The sequence below is a fragment of the Rhizobium sp. NZLR8 genome (assembly GCF_019685025.1).
Classification (GTDB): domain Bacteria; phylum Pseudomonadota; class Alphaproteobacteria; order Rhizobiales; family Rhizobiaceae; genus Rhizobium.
In genome coordinates this window covers 425,700-442,269 of the sequence record NZ_JABDVY010000001.1, presented here as the reverse complement: position 1 = coordinate 442,269, position 16,570 = coordinate 425,700, and the positions used below count along the sequence as shown (strand labels likewise).

13 protein-coding genes and 2 pseudogenes are annotated in these 16,570 nt (G+C 59.2%); 10 read left to right on the top strand and 5 right to left on the bottom strand.

Annotation, left to right across the window (positions count from 1 at the left end; all coding sequences use genetic code 11):
• The first annotated feature begins 79 nt into the window (after positions 1 to 79).
• The 9 genes from HJB89_RS02090 (at position 80) to HJB89_RS02050 (ending at position 11,562) form a co-directional block, all read left to right on the top strand.
• Positions 80 to 1,369, top strand: a complete 1,290-nt coding sequence (locus HJB89_RS02090) for a cytochrome-c peroxidase (protein WP_221148811.1) — start codon at positions 80 to 82, stop codon at positions 1,367 to 1,369.
• Positions 1,370 to 1,788: 419 nt separating this feature from the next.
• Entirely contained in the window at positions 1,789 to 2,904 is a 1,116-nt protein-coding gene (locus HJB89_RS02085; RefSeq protein ID WP_207585547.1) for an acyltransferase, read from the top strand.
• Between the two features lie 120 nt (positions 2,905 to 3,024).
• Positions 3,025 to 3,948, top strand: a complete 924-nt coding sequence (locus HJB89_RS02080; RefSeq protein ID WP_409201820.1) for an ArsR/SmtB family transcription factor — start codon at positions 3,025 to 3,027, stop codon at positions 3,946 to 3,948.
• A gap of 210 nt (positions 3,949 to 4,158) precedes the next feature.
• Positions 4,159 to 5,667, top strand: coding sequence for an alpha-N-arabinofuranosidase (locus tag HJB89_RS02075; protein WP_221148808.1), 1,509 nt, complete (start codon positions 4,159 to 4,161; stop codon positions 5,665 to 5,667).
• Between the two features lie 203 nt (positions 5,668 to 5,870).
• The gene (locus tag HJB89_RS02070; protein ID WP_207585544.1) at positions 5,871 to 7,775 is read left to right on the top strand and encodes an ABC transporter substrate-binding protein; all 1,905 of its coding nucleotides are present in this window, start codon (positions 5,871 to 5,873) and stop codon (positions 7,773 to 7,775) included.
• Between the two features lie 121 nt (positions 7,776 to 7,896).
• A complete protein-coding gene (locus tag HJB89_RS02065; RefSeq protein WP_207585543.1) occupies positions 7,897 to 8,901 on the top strand; it encodes an ABC transporter permease in 1,005 nt (334 codons plus the stop codon).
• A gap of 3 nt (positions 8,902 to 8,904) precedes the next feature.
• Positions 8,905 to 9,762 carry an ABC transporter permease gene (locus tag HJB89_RS02060; protein WP_221148806.1) on the top strand — a complete coding sequence of 286 codons (858 nt, stop codon included), beginning with the start codon at positions 8,905 to 8,907 and terminating at the stop codon, positions 9,760 to 9,762.
• A gap of 1 nt (position 9,763) precedes the next feature.
• The gene (locus HJB89_RS02055) at positions 9,764 to 10,753 is read left to right on the top strand and encodes an ABC transporter ATP-binding protein (RefSeq protein WP_221131858.1); all 990 of its coding nucleotides are present in this window, start codon (positions 9,764 to 9,766) and stop codon (positions 10,751 to 10,753) included.
• A complete protein-coding gene (locus tag HJB89_RS02050) occupies positions 10,750 to 11,562 on the top strand; it encodes an ABC transporter ATP-binding protein (protein ID WP_221131857.1) in 813 nt (270 codons plus the stop codon). The genes HJB89_RS02055 and HJB89_RS02050 overlap by 4 nt, the downstream gene beginning before the upstream one ends.
• Positions 11,563 to 11,601: 39 nt before the next feature.
• Here the strand turns inward: HJB89_RS02050 and HJB89_RS02045 are convergent, their stop codons facing one another.
• Together HJB89_RS02045 and HJB89_RS02040 are read right to left on the bottom strand one after the other, a co-directional pair.
• Positions 11,602 to 11,892: a type II toxin-antitoxin system RelE/ParE family toxin gene (locus tag HJB89_RS02045; RefSeq protein WP_221131856.1), complete on the bottom strand. Its 291-nt coding sequence runs from the start codon at positions 11,890 to 11,892 to the stop codon at positions 11,602 to 11,604.
• Positions 11,889 to 12,113, bottom strand: a complete 225-nt coding sequence (locus HJB89_RS02040) for a hypothetical protein (protein WP_221131855.1) — start codon at positions 12,111 to 12,113, stop codon at positions 11,889 to 11,891. Before HJB89_RS02040 ends, HJB89_RS02045 begins: the two co-directional genes overlap by 4 nt.
• Before the next feature lie 133 nt (positions 12,114 to 12,246).
• Here HJB89_RS02040 and HJB89_RS02035 point away from each other — a divergent pair.
• Positions 12,247 to 12,363 (top strand): annotated as a pseudogene (locus tag HJB89_RS02035) (ABC transporter ATP-binding protein); the annotation flags it as partial.
• A gap of 262 nt (positions 12,364 to 12,625) precedes the next feature.
• On the opposite strand, the gene HJB89_RS02030 reads toward HJB89_RS02035, so the two are convergent.
• From HJB89_RS02030 to HJB89_RS02020, 3 genes and pseudogenes are all read right to left on the bottom strand, one after another.
• Positions 12,626 to 13,273, bottom strand: coding sequence for a hypothetical protein (locus HJB89_RS02030; RefSeq protein ID WP_221131854.1), 648 nt, complete (start codon positions 13,271 to 13,273; stop codon positions 12,626 to 12,628).
• Positions 13,274 to 13,524: 251 nt separating this feature from the next.
• A pseudogene (locus tag HJB89_RS02025) lies at positions 13,525 to 13,671 on the bottom strand (DUF1778 domain-containing protein); the annotation flags it as partial.
• 153 nt (positions 13,672 to 13,824) lie between these two features.
• Complete coding sequence (locus HJB89_RS02020) at positions 13,825 to 15,921, bottom strand: carboxy terminal-processing peptidase (protein WP_221148804.1); 2,097 nt, start codon at positions 15,919 to 15,921, stop codon at positions 13,825 to 13,827.
• Between the last annotated feature and the right edge of the window lie 649 nt (positions 15,922 to 16,570).

The following is a 16,570-nucleotide window of genomic DNA, read 5'->3' as shown; positions in this document are numbered from 1 at the left end:
GGGAAACGACCGTCATCAATTTGTTGCAGCGAGGTTCGATCATGAAGGAAACGAATGCCAAGTCATTGGAATCCTTATCATGACGACGAATACCATCTGGCTTGCGCGGTCCGCCTTGGCGGTCGGAATCGTTACTGCAGCGCTCTCTCTGGCCATTCTGCCGCTGCGGCAAAGCAGCGCGGCGGCGGCTTTCCGCGTACATCCCGGCCCGATGTCCCGCGCCGAGGCCTTCGCCCGGGCCGAGACACTGACCGCGCTTGGCCGCAAGATGTTCTCAGACGCCTCGCTGTCGGCCTCCGGCCTGCAGGCCTGTGCCTCCTGCCATGATCCCGCTCACGCCTTCGGCCCGGCATCGGCCAAGCCGGTCGAGATGGGCGGCAAGGAAATGAACCAGCCAGGCCTGCGCGCCGTTCCGGCGCTGCGTTATCTGCAAGCGGTGCCGTCCTTCACCGAGCATTACTACGATTCCGAGGACGAGGGTGACGAGAGCGTCGACAACGGCCCGACCGGCGGCCTGACCTGGGATGGCCGGGTCGATCACGGCGCCGAGCAGGCGAAGATCCCGCTGCTCTCGCCCTTCGAGATGAGCAACAAGGATGCGGCTGAGGTCGCGGCCAAGCTGCGCAAGACAGCCTATGCCGGCGACATCAAGGCGGCGTTCGGCAAGACGGTCTTCGACAATCCCGAGGACACCTTCAGCGCCGCTGCCGAGGCGCTCGCCACCTTCGAGCAGAGCGGCCCGGATTTTTATCCCTATTCCAGCCGCTACGACGCCTTTCTCGCCGGCAAGGCGACGCTGACGACACAGGAATTGCACGGCCGCAAGCTGTTCGAGGATCCGCAAAAGGGCAACTGTTCGAGCTGCCATCTGAGCGAACCCGCCAATGACGGCGAGCCGCCGCAATTTTCCGATTTCGGCTTCCTCGGCCTCGCAGCACCCCGCAACATGGCGATCCCGGCCAATGCCGATCCCGACTATCACGATCTCGGCCTTTGCGGCCCGCAGCGGACCGACCTTGCCGGCCACGGCGAATATTGCGGCCTGTTCCGCACGCCGACGCTGCGCAATGTCGCGCTGAAAAAGAGCTTCTTCCACAACGGCTATTTCCACACGCTGCGCGACGTCGTCTCCTTCTACGCGAGCCGCGACAGCGATCCCGGCCGCTGGTATCCGAAAAATTCAGACGGCACGATCCGTAAGTATGACGACCTGCCGCAAGCCTACTGGGCCAATCTCAACCAGGACCGGCCTTTCGGCAGGAAGCCGGGCGATGCACCTGCCCTCACCGATCCGGAGATCGACGATATCGTTGCCTTCTTGGGGACACTGACGGATGCCGACTTGCAGCCGAAGGCGAGCGGGCACTGACGCAATCGCCGAACAGGCTGAAGATTACCACAATCTCAGGCCGCCTCTTTGCTAGTTCAATCCGGCCGCCAGATCGCATTATCTGATTTCTTCAACTCGTTTCGTATCCCACATGCCCGGATCCTGCGCTGCCGGTATCTCTTCTAACCGCTCCCGCTGATAAGCGAAGCTTTGCTCTCGTTGTGAAAAGCTCGAGCCAAGCATTCTCATCAGAACCCAACCACCAAGTATAATGCAGTGCCCGTTGTATATGCCGTGTCAGGCCGGGAGAGATCATTCGTAGAACAACAAGGGTTTGTGAGAGGCGCATTTTGGCGGATCGGAGATTATCTCGGCTCAACCCCGTTTCACTACGGCGCGTGACAACATTCAAAACTTATCTTAATGAATAGTTAAACTGCAAAAGTGCGGGAGGCTCCATGCACGAGCGCGAAATCAAGAAGGCATTTTACCCGAACTTCAATATGATCAGGCTCGTGGCAGCCTCCACGGTAATCTTCTCGCATGCCTTCCTTATCTCGGAAAAGACCTCGGCGAACGAGCCCTTTGAGCGTTTGCTCGGAGAGGGCAATATCCTTGGCCTATTCGGCGTCTATGTGTTTTTCATCAGCAGCGGCTTCCTCGTCACGCAGAGCGCGCAGTTCGGCAGCGCGGGTGGTTTTCTCTGGAGGCGGGCGCTGAGAATATACCCGGCCTTTATCGTCTGTACGCTGCTCAGCGTCTATGTCTTGGGCGCCTTGTACAGCCCGTTGGGCGTCAGTGGTTACTTGCTCAAGTCGCTTCATATGAAGACGACACTGCATTCGTTGCTCGACCCGAACTTTGGCATGACCCTGCCGCATGTGCAGTTTTATGACCCCGCCATCTCTTGGCTTGCCACCTCGGTCAACGGCTCTCTTTGGACGATCGGGCAGGAAATCTTCTGCTACCTCATCGTCGCCGGATTAATGGTAATCGGGCTTCTGCGAGCCCCGCTGATGGCACTTGCCCTCGCCGTAGGCGTGACCTGGCAGCTTTTCTTCGATCATCCGTGGCCAAAGATACGGTTCCTGACGGATTTTACTTTTATCGCTCCCTACTTCTTCTGCGGTTCGCTTCTGAGGTTCGTGATGGAAAAGCGGCAGCCCAATATAGTCCTGGCATTGATCTTCGTAGCGCTCGGTATGCTCTGCCTCGTCTTCTGGCCCGGCTATCTTTACGGCCGCATGTTGTTCGCCTATCCGCTTATCTACATCGCAACCTCGCCGGTGATACGCCTGCCGACTCTCGAACGCTTGGGCGACGCCTCCTACGGGACCTATCTCTATGGCTGGCCAGTGGAGCAGACGATGAACCATGCCCTCGGCGAGTACAGCACGTGGTGGGCGGTCTTAGCGCTTTCCCTGCCGACAGCGTGGTTGCTCGGCTGGCTTTCATGGCATCTGCTGGAAAAGCATGCGCTGCGGTTAAAACGAATCTCATTCCTCCAGCGACAGCCTGCATCCCCTGAGAAAGGCGACTTCGACCCACGTCGCAGTGACGTCTGGCGCTCTTGATCGTCACAGCCGGACTTTGACGCGTGACTGTTCTCGGATACCAACACCATTCGGCACTGCTCCCCTTGATGTATCACAATTTCCGATATACATCATTTCATCGGAAATAGTGGGGGAATGATGGAACGTTCGTTTTTGACGATTACCGCCGGTGAGAATCATGAGGCGGTTCGGGCGCTTTCGGCGCCGGCGCGGGTGGAGATGTTAAAGCTGCTTTGCGCCAAGGGGCCGCTGAATATCAACGACATCGCCCAGGCGCTTTCTCTCCCGCAATCCACCGTCGCCACCGGCATCCAGATTTTGGAAGAGGCCGGGCTGGTCGAGTCGCGGCTGGCCAAGGCCCGCAAGGGAAACCAGAAGATCTGCTCGGCGGTCTATAGCGAAATCCTGATCAGCTTCGAGGAAAGTGCCGCGCAACGGGCCAACAATATCATCGAAGTCGAGATGCCGGTGGGGTTGTACACCAGCTGCGACGTGCATGCGCCATGCGGTCTTTGCTCCACCGAGAGCGTCATCGGCCCTCTCGATGTGCCCGACTATTTCCTTGATCCGCAGCGCATGCAGGCCGGGCTCGTCTGGTTCGGGCGAGGCTATGTGGAGTATAAATTCCCCAACAATGCCAAGGTGTTGAACAAGGATATCCGCGCCATCGAATTTTCGATGGAACTGTCGTCGGAAGTGCCCGGCACCAATGCGGATTGGCCTTCCGACATCACCCTCTGGGTCAACGGCATGGCGATCGGCACCTGGACCTCGCCCGGCGACTATGGCGACAAACGCGGCGCCTTCACGCCGGCCTGGTGGAAGCTCGAAGGCTCGCAATACGGGATGATGAAGACCTGGCGCATCTCGACGCGCGGAACCTTCATCGACGGTGTCGCCGCGTCGAATGTCACGCTCGGTGACCTGGCGCTCGGCCAGCACTCCTCCATTCGCCTGCGTGTCGGCATCGCCGAGAATGCCGGTCATACCGGCGGCGTCAATATTTTCGGCCGCAGCTTTGGAAATCACGGCCGCGATATCATCATGCGACTGCATGTTTGAAAAAACGATATCACAAATCGTGATTTTGATTTTCACTTCTTTTTCGAATTAGCGATCTCTGAATAATAGGTATATTGTTGTAATATAATGGTTTTCTAGAAAAACTGCATTAGTATGATTAAAACGGCAACTCGGTTGACAGAACGACATTCCTGATATCAAGTTGGAGGCAAGAAAACAAAAATTCTGATACATAAACGGGAGGATCCGTTGAAAACCAATGTCGTTGCCCACCGCGATTTCCGCATCGCGACCATTGACGCAAGGCTCTACAGTTCATTTCTCGAGCATCTCGGCAGAGCGATCTACGGCGGCATTTACGAGCCCGGACATCCGACAGCCGACGAGGACGGCTTCCGCCGCGATGTCCTTGATCTGGTGCGTGATCTCGACACGCCCTACTGCCGTTATCCCGGCGGCAACTTCGTATCGGCCTATAATTGGGAAGACGGCGTCGGCCCCCGTTCGGAGCGCCCGGTTCGCCTCGACCTGGCCTGGCGTACCCGCGAAGCCAATCAGATCGGCGTCAACGAATTCGTCGATTGGTGCAAGAAGGCGAACACCAAGCCGATGCTCGCCGTCAATCTCGGCTCGCGCGGCCTGGATGCCGCCCGCAATTTCCTCGAATATTGCAATCATCCCGGCGGCACCTATTATTCCGATCTGCGCCGCAAGCACGGCTGGGCCGATCCGCACGACGTCAAATTGTGGTGTCTCGGCAATGAGATGGACGGCCCCTGGCAGGTTGGCCACAAGTCGGCCTATGAATATGGCCGATTGGCCGACGAGACGGCGAAAGCCATGCGCGGCTTCGACAAGTCGCTCGAACTGGTGGTCTGCGGCTCGTCCAATTCCGATATGCAGACCTATCCGGATTGGGAGGCTCAAGTTCTCGAGCAGTGCTACGACAGCGCCGACCATATCTCGCTGCACATGTATTTTGCCAACCGCGAGAAGAATACCCTCAACTATCTCGCCCGGGCGACGAAGCTCGACCGCTACATCACCACGATCGGCGGCGTCATCGACTACATCAAGGCGAAAAAACGCTCGAAGAAGACGATCGGCATTTCCTTCGACGAGTGGAATGTCTGGTATCATTCCAACCAGCAGGACAAGGAGATCCTGGCACGCGACGAGTGGCCGGATGCGCCGCATCTCCTGGAAGACATCTATAATTTCGAGGACGTGCTGCAGGTCGGCGGCATCCTGAATACCTTCATCCGCCGTTCCGACCGGGTGCGCATCGCCTGCATCGCCCAGCTCGTCAACGTTATTGCCCCGATCATGACCGATGACGGCGGGGCCGCCTGGCGCCAGACGATCTACTACCCCTTCTACTACGCCTCAAGATATGGCCGTGGATCGGCACTGCAGCTGGTCGTCGATGGCCCGACCTATGACAGCGACGAGGAGAACGACGTCCCCTATCTCGACGTCTCCGCCGTCCATTCCGAGGATGGCAAGACGCTGACCTTCTTTGCCGTCAACCGTCATCCGCAGACGGCACTGGATTTCGACGTGCGCCTGGAAGGTTTTGGGACCGCCAGCGTCATCGAGCAGGTGGAGATGACCCATAGCGATCTGCTAGCCGTCAACACGGCTGCGCGGCAGGATACGGTCGCGCCGGTCAATGTCCAGACTGCGAAGATCGAGGACGGCAGGTTGCGGGCGGCGCTGAAGCCGCTGTCCTACAACGTCATTCGGCTGTCGGTCTGACAGCCGCCGCCGGGTAAGGCCCATTGGCCCCCGGCTAAAGAGATTCGGCTCGACTGCGAGGAGGCAGGCGGGTTGGAGGGATGGTTGGCTAGAGCCTTGGACCTTGAGTGTTTCAAGTCCTGATGCTTTCGCGAACCGACAACCGCGACGTGCCCATGCGTGCCTTTGCGGCCGCCGTATCGTCGCTTTCTAGGGAGGAGTTCATGCAACAGTGGAAGAGGCTCGCATTTGGCGTCGCGCTGGCCGCACTCGGCCTGACAGCGGCGGCCAAGGCCGATGACTATACCTCCTTGCCCCGCAAGGAGACGCTCATCGTCGAAAATCCGGAAGGGACGATCAAGAATCCGGGCTGGTTCAATATCTGGGTCAATGGCGGCGGCGGTGTTTCCACCGGCCTGCAGCAGCTGACCATGGATACGCTCTGGTATATCGACCCCGAACAAGGGCTTGGCGGCTCGACCTGGGACAGTTCGCTGGCCGCCGACAAGCCGCAATATAATGCCGACTTCACCGAGATGACCGTGAAACTGCGCAAGGGGCTCTTCTGGAGCGACGGCGTCGAGTTCACGGCCGACGACGTGGTCTATACCGTCAAGACGCAGATGGATCATCCCGGCATGGTCTGGAGTGCTGCCTTCTCGGTTCAGGTGGCAAGCGTCGAGGCGACTGATCCCCAGACGGTGGTGTTCAAGCTGAAGAAGCCCAATTCGCGCTTCCATGCCCTGTTCACCGTGCGCTGGAACGGCGCCTGGATCATGCCCAAGCATGTGTTCGAGAAAGTCGCCGATCCGATCCGCTACGATTTCGCCAACCCCGTCTCGCTCGGCGCCTACAAGCTCAAGGCTTACGATCCCCAGGGCAAATGGTACACCTGGGAAAAGCGTGAGGACTGGCAGAAAACATCGCTTGCGCGCTTCGGCGAGCCTGCCCCGAAATATGTGACCTACACCGATCCCGGCCCGCCGGATAAACGCACCATCGCTCAGCTCGAGCACAATCTCGATATCATCCACGACAACACCCCTGAGGGCATGTTCACCCTCAAGGAAAAATCCAAGTCGATCGAGACCTGGTTCCCGGGCTTCCCCTTCGCCCATCCGGATCCGACCCTTCCGGCGGTGATTTTCAACACCCAGGACCCGACCTTCAACAATCCTGATGTGCGCTGGGCGCTGGCCCTGCTGATCGACATCAAGGCCGTCGACATGGCGAGCTATCGCGGCGCTGCGACGCTCTCGGCGCTCGGCGTACCGCCGACGGCAATCGCCATGAAAGACTATCAGGCGCCGATGCAGGATTGGCTGAAGGATTTCGAGGTCGACACCGGCAAGCAGAAGATCAAGCCCTATGACCCCAGCATCGGCCAGCAGATCGCCGATCTGCTGCGCAAGCAGCCGAAGTTCAAGGACCAGATCCCGACCGACCCTGAGGCAATCAGCACGGCCTTCGGCTATGGCTGGTGGAAGCCGGATCCGAAGGCTGCCGGCGAACTGCTGGAGAAGGCAGGCTTCAAGAAGGCCGGCGGCAAATGGATGACCCCGGACGGCAAGCCGTTCAGGATCCGGATGACCGTGGAGGGCGATTCGCGCTCCGTCTTCACCCGAGCAGGCACGCTGATCGCGCAGCAATGGGCCGCCTTCGGCATCGACGCCAAAGCCGTGCCGACGACCAGCCTATGGCAGGTGGCACTCCAGCCCGGCGATTTCCAGGTGGCGATTGCCTGGAGCGTCGAGACCTGGGGCGGCGATCCCGACCTGTCGTTCTTCCTCGACAGCTGGCACTCGCAGTTCGTGGCCAAGAAGGGTGACGTTCAGCCGCCGCGCAACTGGCAGCGCTGGAGCAATCCGGAGCTCGACAAGATCATCGAGACCATTCGCGGCATCAGCGCCGACGATCCCAAGGGCATCGAGCTCGGCAAGGATTATCTGAAGCTGGCCGCCCGCGAAATGCCGACGATCCCGCTGATGTCCTATAACGTCTTCACCTCGATGGACACGACCTATTGGACCGGTTATCCGACCATCAAAGACCCCTATACCGACCCGGTGCCGAACTGGGCCAACTCCAGGCTGATGATGGTCAAACTGAAGCCGGCTCAACCGAAATAATCCTCCCAACGCCGGCGCGCAGCCATCGCGCCGGCCCCTTATCGGCGGGCTCTGCCCGCCGATCCTTTCCCGTCGATGCTGTCCCATCGATGAAAGGAAACCAGAGAGGAACCACTGCCCTATGACGTCCTATCTGATCTTTGTACTGAAGCGGTTCGGTCAGTTTCTGCTCGTCGTCTTTCTGGGCGTCAGCATCACATTCTTCGTCACCCACCTGACCCCGATCGATCCGGTCGAAGAAAGCATCGGCGCCATTACCCAGATGGGGCAGTCCGATCCGAATGCGATCGAACTGATGCGCCAGTCACTGCGCGAGCTTTACGGCATGGAGGGCTCGATCTGGCAGCAATATCTGCATTTCTGGCTGCGGCTTGCGACCGGTGATCTCGGCCCCTCGCTGTCGGCTTTTCCCACACCCGTTTCCACCATCATTCTGCGGTCCCTGCCCTGGACGATCGGGCTGATGACGGTCTCCACCCTGATCACCTTCGTGCTCGGCAATGCGATCGGCGCGCTCGCCGGCTATTACCGGAAGAATACGGTGCTGAAGGCCGTCAGCCTCGTCTGCATCGCCCTGCTTCCCATTCCCTATTATATTCTCGCCTTCGTGCTGCTCATCCTGTTCGGCTATCTCTGGCCGGTGCTGCCGATCAATGGCGGCTATGAGATGAACGCCAATCTCAACCTGTCGTTTTCCCTGGTCCTCGATATCCTCGAACATTCGATCCTGCCGGCCATGTCGTTGATCCTTGTCGGAACCGGCAGTTGGCTGATCGGCATGCGCGCGCTGGTATCCAACATCATCACCGATGACTACGTTGTCTTCGCCGAGCTCGGCGGCGTTCCGAAGCGGAAAATTCTCCGCTCCTACATCGCCCGCAATGCCATGGTGCCGCAGTTCACCGGGCTTGCCATGTCGCTCGGTGCGATCTTCAACGGCACCGTCATCACCGAAATCGTCTTCGGCTATCCCGGCATCGGCAACCTTTTGATTTCGGCGGTGCATGCCGGCGACTACAGCCTGGTGCTCGGCCTCAGCGCCTTGTCGATCGTCGGCGTCGCCGCCGCGGTGTTCATCATCGACATTCTGAGCCCGCTGATCGACCCGCGTATCAAGGTGGAATAGAGCATGTTTACCATTATCCGTGACCTCGCCCGCCAGAATATGGAATTCCTCTGCGGCCTGCTGCTCTTTGCCGTCATCGTCGGATTGATCATCCTGTCCTATTTCTCGCCCTACGCCCCGACGGACATCTATCTCCTGCCACCCGACATGCCGCCCGATGGCGATTACTGGCTCGGCACGACATCGCGCGGCCAGGACGTTTTCTGGCAGTTGACGACCGCCCTTCGCAACACCTTGTATTTCGGCATCGGCGTCGCTTTTATTTCACGCATCATCTCGCTGGTCGTCGGCCTCGTCGCCGGTTATGCCGGCGGTGCGGTCGACCGGGTGCTGATGGCGATCAACGACAGCGTCATGGTCATCCCGCAATTTCCGCTGCTGATCCTTTTCTATTTCGTGCTGAAGGACAGCATGACCTGGACCGCGCTGATCGTCATCATGGCCTCGCTCGGCTGGTCCTACGATGCGCGCCTCATCCGCTCGGTGGCGATCGGCCTCAAGACAAGGCCGTTCACCACCCAGAGCGTCTATTCCGGCATGAGCATGCGCAAGATCCTCGCCGAGGAGCACCTGCCCTACGTTCTGCCGATCGTCTTTGCCACCACGATGAACAACATGATCTGGTCGATCGGCATGGAGATCACCCTGTCGGTGCTCGGCTTCACCGATATCGAGACGCCGACCATGGGCATGATGATCTACTGGGCCAATTCGCATTCGGCGCTGATATCAGGCGTATGGTGGTGGGTGGCGGCACCCGTCGCCGCGATCGTCGTTCTCTTCCTGGCGCTCTTCCTGCTGTCGATGTCGATGAACGAATACAATGATCCGCGCAGCCGGCTGAACCGGATGGGAAGTTAGCATGGACCCTTTGGTCGAAATCGAGAATCTGAAAGCCTATTACCGTGCCTTCCTTTATGGCGTCGATCGCGAGGTGCGCGCCGTCGACGATATCAGCCTGACGATCGGCCGCGGCGAGGTCTATGGCGTTGCCGGTGAATCGAGCAGCGGCAAGACCACCCTGATCAAAACCATTGCCGGCGCCATCCGGCCGCCGCTGCGGGTCGTGTCGGGGAGCGTGAAATTCCATTTCGCCGGCGGCACCCAGGATATTTATGCGATGAAGCCGGAGGAGCGCATGGCGCTGCGCTGGAAGCATCTGTCCTATATCATGCAGGGGTCGATGAATGTGCTCAATCCGGTGCGCCGGATCCGCCATTCCTTCACCGATTTCGCCTTTCGCCACATGCCGGTCGGCAAACAGGTTTTCTTCGAGAAGGTCGCTGCCCATCTGCAGCGGCTGAAGCTCGATCCGCATCTGCTCGACGCCTATCCGCACGAGCTCTCCGGCGGCATGCGCCAGCGCATGACCATTGCGCTCGCCACCATCCTGACGCCGGAATTCATCATCGCCGACGAACCGACGACGGCGCTCGACGTGATCGTCCAGCGCGACGTGCTGTCGATGATCCGCGAAATCCAGCGCGAGATGGGTTCGTCCTTCCTGTTCGTCACCCATGATATGGGGGTTCACGCGACGGTCTCCGACCGCATCGGCATCGTCTATGCCGGGCGTCTGGTCGAGGAAGCGCCGACCGCCAAACTCTTCAGCAAGCCGCTGCACCCCTATACGCAGCATCTGGTCGGCAGCCTGCCGCGCATCGGCGATGCGACGACGCGACCCTCGCTGGAGGGCCGTCCGCCAAACCTTGCCATGCCGCCGGAAGGCTGCCGGTTTCACCCGCGCTGTCCGAAACGCATGGATATCTGCTCGCAGAAGGTGCCGCCTTTGGTCACCGTCGAGCCGGGGCGGCGCGTCGCCTGTTTTGCAGTTACGGGAGATCAGCTTTGACCGCTCTGCTCAGCCTCTCGCATGTCACGAAAATCTATCGGCAGGGCGGCATGCTCGGCCGGCGCCTGGTCACCGCAGTCAAGGATGTCAGCTTCGAACTGGGCGAGGAGCCGGAGATCCTGTCGATCGTCGGCGAATCCGGCTCGGGCAAATCGACGATCGCGGCGATGATCCTGGGGCAAACCACACCGACGGAAGGGCAGCTGGAATTCTCCGGCAAAACTGTCACCATCCATAGCCGATCCGAACGCAAGGCCTTCATGAAGGAGGTCCAGCCGGTTCTGCAGAACCCGTTCGAAGCCTTCAACCCGCTGAAGCGGGTCGACCGCTATCTGTTCGAGACGGCCCGCAATCTGTCAGGCCCGGGAAAACGGATAGACCGGAAAGAAGCGGAGCGGATGGCCGATGCGGCGCTTACGCATGTCGGCCTGACGCTCGAAGAGGTGAAAGGCCGGTTCCCCCACGAACTATCCGGCGGCCAGCTTCAGCGCGTCGCCATTGCCCGCGCGCTGATCCCGCAGCCCCGCCTGCTGGTCGCCGACGAGCCGGTCTCGATGGTCGACGCCTCGCTGCGCATGGCGATCGTCAACCTCTTCGGCCGGCTGAAAAGCGAACTCGGGCTGTCGATCATCTACATCACCCATGATCTGGCCACCGCCTATTACATCAGCGACAACATCATCATCATGCGCAAAGGCGAAATCGTCGAGCGGGGCCAGGCCCGCCCCGTGCTGGACAATCCGCAGCATCCCTATTCGCGCGCGCTCAAGGAGGCGGTGCTGGCGGCGGATTTCAGCCCGGCGATGTGAGCGCTGCGCGTAATGAAAATCAGGCCGCAAGCCTCGCGTTCACTGTCCGGGCATGGATGCCGGAGCGCGGGCACCATGGCGCACGGCATGGATGATAATTTCGGCCTCGGTTACTTCGTAAAAGATCAGGTAGGGGTAAGGAACCGCCGTCAAGCGGCGAATGGTCAAGTCTTCGGTGCGCTTGCCGACGAACGGTTGCTCGGGAAGTTTTTCGATCAGCAATTTGATGCGCTGCCGAACACGGCGTGCGCCCTGCGGCGAACGCGGGTCGAGATATCCGGCAATGTCTTTCAGGTCGGCAAGGGCCGGTTTCGTGTAGCGAAGTCTCACAGGCCGTAGCTGGCCCATACGGCGCGAACTTCTTCATCGCTTGCAAATTCGCCCCGCGCAGCGGCGGCTTTCGAGTCCGCAATCGCCGCCCGCTCCCCGGATGCCAAAGGCACAGGCTCTTGCTCGTCGGCAAGGTGCAACAGGACGCGCGCCAACTCATCCTGCATATCTGGAGAAAGGGCGCGGACGCGCTCGACGGCTTGTTCCAAAAGGTCTGTCATACCCCATTATGCCCGGAAATTCCGCCCGGAAAAAGGGAAAAAACACGCTTCGCCAAAAGGCGGCAGCGCGCGCTCCCACCGGTCGCGGCGGCCGATTGTCGAATTGAGATCTCGCAACCCGACCATCAGCATCATGGATGAGATTGTCGAACGGGGCCAGGCCCGCCCCGTGCTGGATAACCCGCAGCATCCCTACTCGCGCGCGCTCAAGGAGGCGGTGCTGGCGGCGGATTTCAGCCCGGCGCTGTAGGCTCATCCCACGGCGCTTTGGTGTAGGCATCCGGTGAAGACCGCGGTCCTCAGCTTAAATGTTTGGCCGTGATGCGGCGACTGCTCTTGCAGCTTTATTGCAACGCTCAGACACCTGTATACGAAAGCCCTATTTGCTTGGTCGCAAACTTTGTAGAGATACCGAGCGATGTCTTCAACAGAAGCACCTTGGCGGCTGTTGTTCTCGCAGGTGGCCAGGGTTCGACCTGTTCCGGGCGTTTTCTACAATTCCATGGCAACCGCTAACGATTAAGCTCGTCGAAAAAAGCAACGATTGGCTCACAATCAGCGCGAAGAAGAGCGAGTCCGTTTATCGCACGGTCGGAAACGGGGACGAAGCTCTGGGCGAAGTAGGACCAGTTGTAAAACTGGTCCCCGCCACCCTTCTTGACCACGAGCACTGCGTGAAACGCGACCTGGTAGTCGGTGGAACCACCGCCGTTTGTAAACGGTGTCTGCATCCTCAAACCCGCCAATTCAGCCCGTTGTGTGACTGCCTTGTACCGCCGGGGATAAGCCTCGGCCACCTGCACGCAATAGGGATGTGAACCGGCGACCGCGAGTGCACGCCACTCCACAATCTTGATGTTGAGGGCAGACCAAAGAAATAGGCCGGCAATCGGTCCAGCAACTGACGACACGACCACCATGTGTAGCAGTTTGACCGTCCTCGGGCTATCGATCCGGCCTGGCGCCAGCGCAAGGATCGGCAGATCGACCAGCCCAGCCAGCAATATAAACAACCAGATGGCGAAACCAAACTGATCCGTCACCGATACCATTAGAGCAACAACCAGACTCATCCCGAAGTGCACAGCGACGGCTCGCTTCATTAAGCGAGAAGCCGGTTGATCCAGAATAAGTGCACCGGCCGAAATGGCAAAAGCCACAAGCGGACCCGAAAACCACAACAGACACATAAGGACAGCGGGGAGGTCCCAACTGTAGTACGCGATCGGGTGGACTGACCATAGAAAAATCCCTGCCATCAAGGAGCACCAGCCGCAGAGCAGGATTAGGCGGAGTACCGGCAATGGTTTCGAAGGTGTCGACACGGAGGATGCGGTCATGTTTCTTTGACCAGATTTTGCATTTGCGATTTAGAACGTCAGAGGGGACGTCGCGGTGCTGGCGGCGGATTTCAGTTTGGCGATGTAGGCTCATCCCACGGCGCTTTGGTCGACATGGTCCGTTTCAGGCAGTCATTGGGCTGCGCTGGCGCGTCGAGGTATTCGGCATAAATTTCGGGGCTGACCGTGAATGTGGTCCGCTCGAGCAGCACTTCCGGACTTTTGTTCGTGGGTGAGGAAGGCATGGGAAACTCCAGTCTGGGCACGACAGAGCGTAACGACGTCATCTTACAAGTATTGTAAAGATATCATCGCTACGCAATCCGTCACGTGCGCAACGGCGCGGCGCTGTCGTCGGTCTGACGATTTCCCTATTGTTTTGTGACTGCCCTTACCCCGCCTTGCTGCAGATCCACCGCGTCGGCAAGAATGTCGGCGGTCTCGTTGAGCAGCACGTCTTTTGCGTTCTTGCGGGCATTTTCGATGGCGATATCGGCGCTCAGGCTGCGCTCGCCTGACTCCAGGCCATCATCGTCACCGGGATCGTCGCCACCGCTTTCCTGCGCACGAGCCTTGAACCGTTCGGCGCGCGCCGTCGCTTCCTTGCGACGTTCGGCTTCATTCAGGGAAACAATCCCCTTCTCGCGCTGCGCCTTCAGGTCGGCAATGTCCTTCAACAGGCGCTGGAAATCCGGATCGCCCTTCACCCGCGCATCATGGCGGCTTTGCAATGTCGGCAGCAGTTTCGCAAGCGCCTCGTCGCGCGAGTATTTCGCAGGCTTGATCTCAGCCCATGGCAGGGCATTGTCATAACTGGTCTCGCCGAAGCTTGTCGGATCGGACAGTCCCGGCAGGCTGATATCCGGCGTCACGCCACGCAGCTGCGTCGTGCCGCCATTGACCCGGAAAAACTGGGCGATCGTCACTTTCAGCTCGCCGAATTCGGGTTTGCTATTGTGAACCACCTGGTCGAGATCGACGACGGTCTGCACCGTGCCCTTGCCGAAGCTCGGTTCGCCGACAATCACGCCTCGACCGTAATCCTGGATTGCCGCGGCAAAAATCTCCGAAGCCGAGGCCGAGCCGCGATTGATCAGCACACCCATCGGGCCTGCCCAGACAGGCTCTGGGAAATCCGAATCCTTGACCTCGATCTTGCCGTTGCCGGCACGCTGCTGAACGACCGGGCCATTGCCGATGAAGAGGCCGGTCAGATCAATCGCCTCATCCAATGAACCACCGCCATTGTTGCGCAGGTCCATCAGAACGCTGTCGACATTCTCTTCTTTCAGCTCGCCGAGAAGCTTGGCGACATCGCGGCTTGCACTTTTATAATCCTTGTCGCCTTTGCCCTTGGCTTCGAAATCCTCATAGAAGACCGGCAGGGTAATGATCCCGATTTTTCGCTCGATATCGCCCACTTTCACCGACAGCACAGTCTTCCGGGCAGCCTGCTTATCGAGACTGATTTTATCGCGCACCAGGTTGACGACGCGATGTGTGGCATCGGCGCCGGCATCGGCCGGCAGAATGTCCAGCCGCACGACGGAGCCTTTTTTGCCGCGGATCATCTGCACGACTTCATCAAGGCGCGTTCCCACAACTTCCTTGATCGCCCCATCCTTGCCCTGGCCAACGCCGGTGATGCGGTCTCCGACGGCGAGCTTGCCGGAAAGCTGCGCCGGCCCGCCGGGCACGAGTTCACGGATCGTCGTGTAATCGTCGCGCTCCTGCAGCACCGCGCCGATCCCGAACAGCGACAGCTTCATCGAGACATTGAAATCGGCGGAAGCGGCCGCGCCGAAATAATCCGTGTGCGGATCGACCGAGTTTGAATAGGCATCCATGAACGACTGGAAAACGTCGTCGCTTTTGAATTTGTAAACGCGCTCGAGCGTGTTGTCATACCGCTTGTCAAGCGTGTCGCGAATAGCCGCATCGGTTTTGCCGCCGAGCTTCAGCCGCAGCCAATCGCTCTTGACGCGCTTGCGCCACAGCTCATCGCTCTCGGCTTGCGACCGCGGCCAGGGCGCCTTTTCGCGCAGCACCGAATAGTCTTCCTTTGTACTGAAATCGAAACCCTGCTTCAGCAGGCCGCGCGCATAGGTCATCCGATCGACAACGCGCTGTTCATAGGCGTTGAAAATCGCAAACGGGATCTTCAAATCCTTCCGTTCGATCGCATCGTCGATCTCGCTGCGGTCAGCCATGAACTTGTCGATGTCGGCCTGCTGGAAGAGCATGCGGTCCGGATCAAGCGACTTGATGAACTGATCCATGACCCTCGCCGACAAGGCGTCGTCGAGCGGAACCGGCTTGTAGCTATAGCGCGAGAGAAATTGTGCGCTCAACTGAGCAGCTTGCGCCTGTCGCTCCAGCGGCGCCAAAACCGGCGGCGATGCGACTTCAGCAGAGGCGGACTGTACGATTGCAAGAAATGCACCGAGAAAAACGAAAGCTATGCGCATGCAGCGTTGATCCAATTCTTCATGCCGAGGGTGGATGTGTGATCTAAGTGAGGCAATTGTGGTTTTTTGGCAAGCAGGAGGCAAATTGGATTAGTCTGCGAGGCCTGAGAAAAATGGCCCGGCACGATCGATCGCGAGAAAGTGCTCCGCGTCAATCCGCTGGACGGGTGATCGATACGTCTTCGAAACTTCCTGCATTTTCTCGGATTCGAAGAACCAGTGGGACCACAGCAAGCGGATCGGGCGGCGGATATATCTCGCTAGTGCAGTCGGATCGAGCCTGGAGGAAGTGAGGGGTTTCGCAAAATTCCCGCCGCCAGCTCTTGGCACGATGCCCATCGCCCGCGCCGATACTGTGTTTAGACGAGAGCCTGTTGGCTGCGCACCGAGCCAGCGGTCAGGTTAATTAACCGTGCATTGTGTCGGAGAACGGTCGCAAGGCTAATATCTCCGTGCGGCCGACAAGACGAAGGGTCAGCAGTCTGCAACGCACCAGAATCGGTATGGTTGCTGCGCCGTACAATATGCAGCACTCCGGGTCTATCGCGGGAAAAGAATGTTCACCCACCTAAGAATGTGCTGCATATCATTGGACCGCGCAGCATGTTAGAAGGGCTGCGACTCCGGAAAGGAGCACGCATGCCGCTGG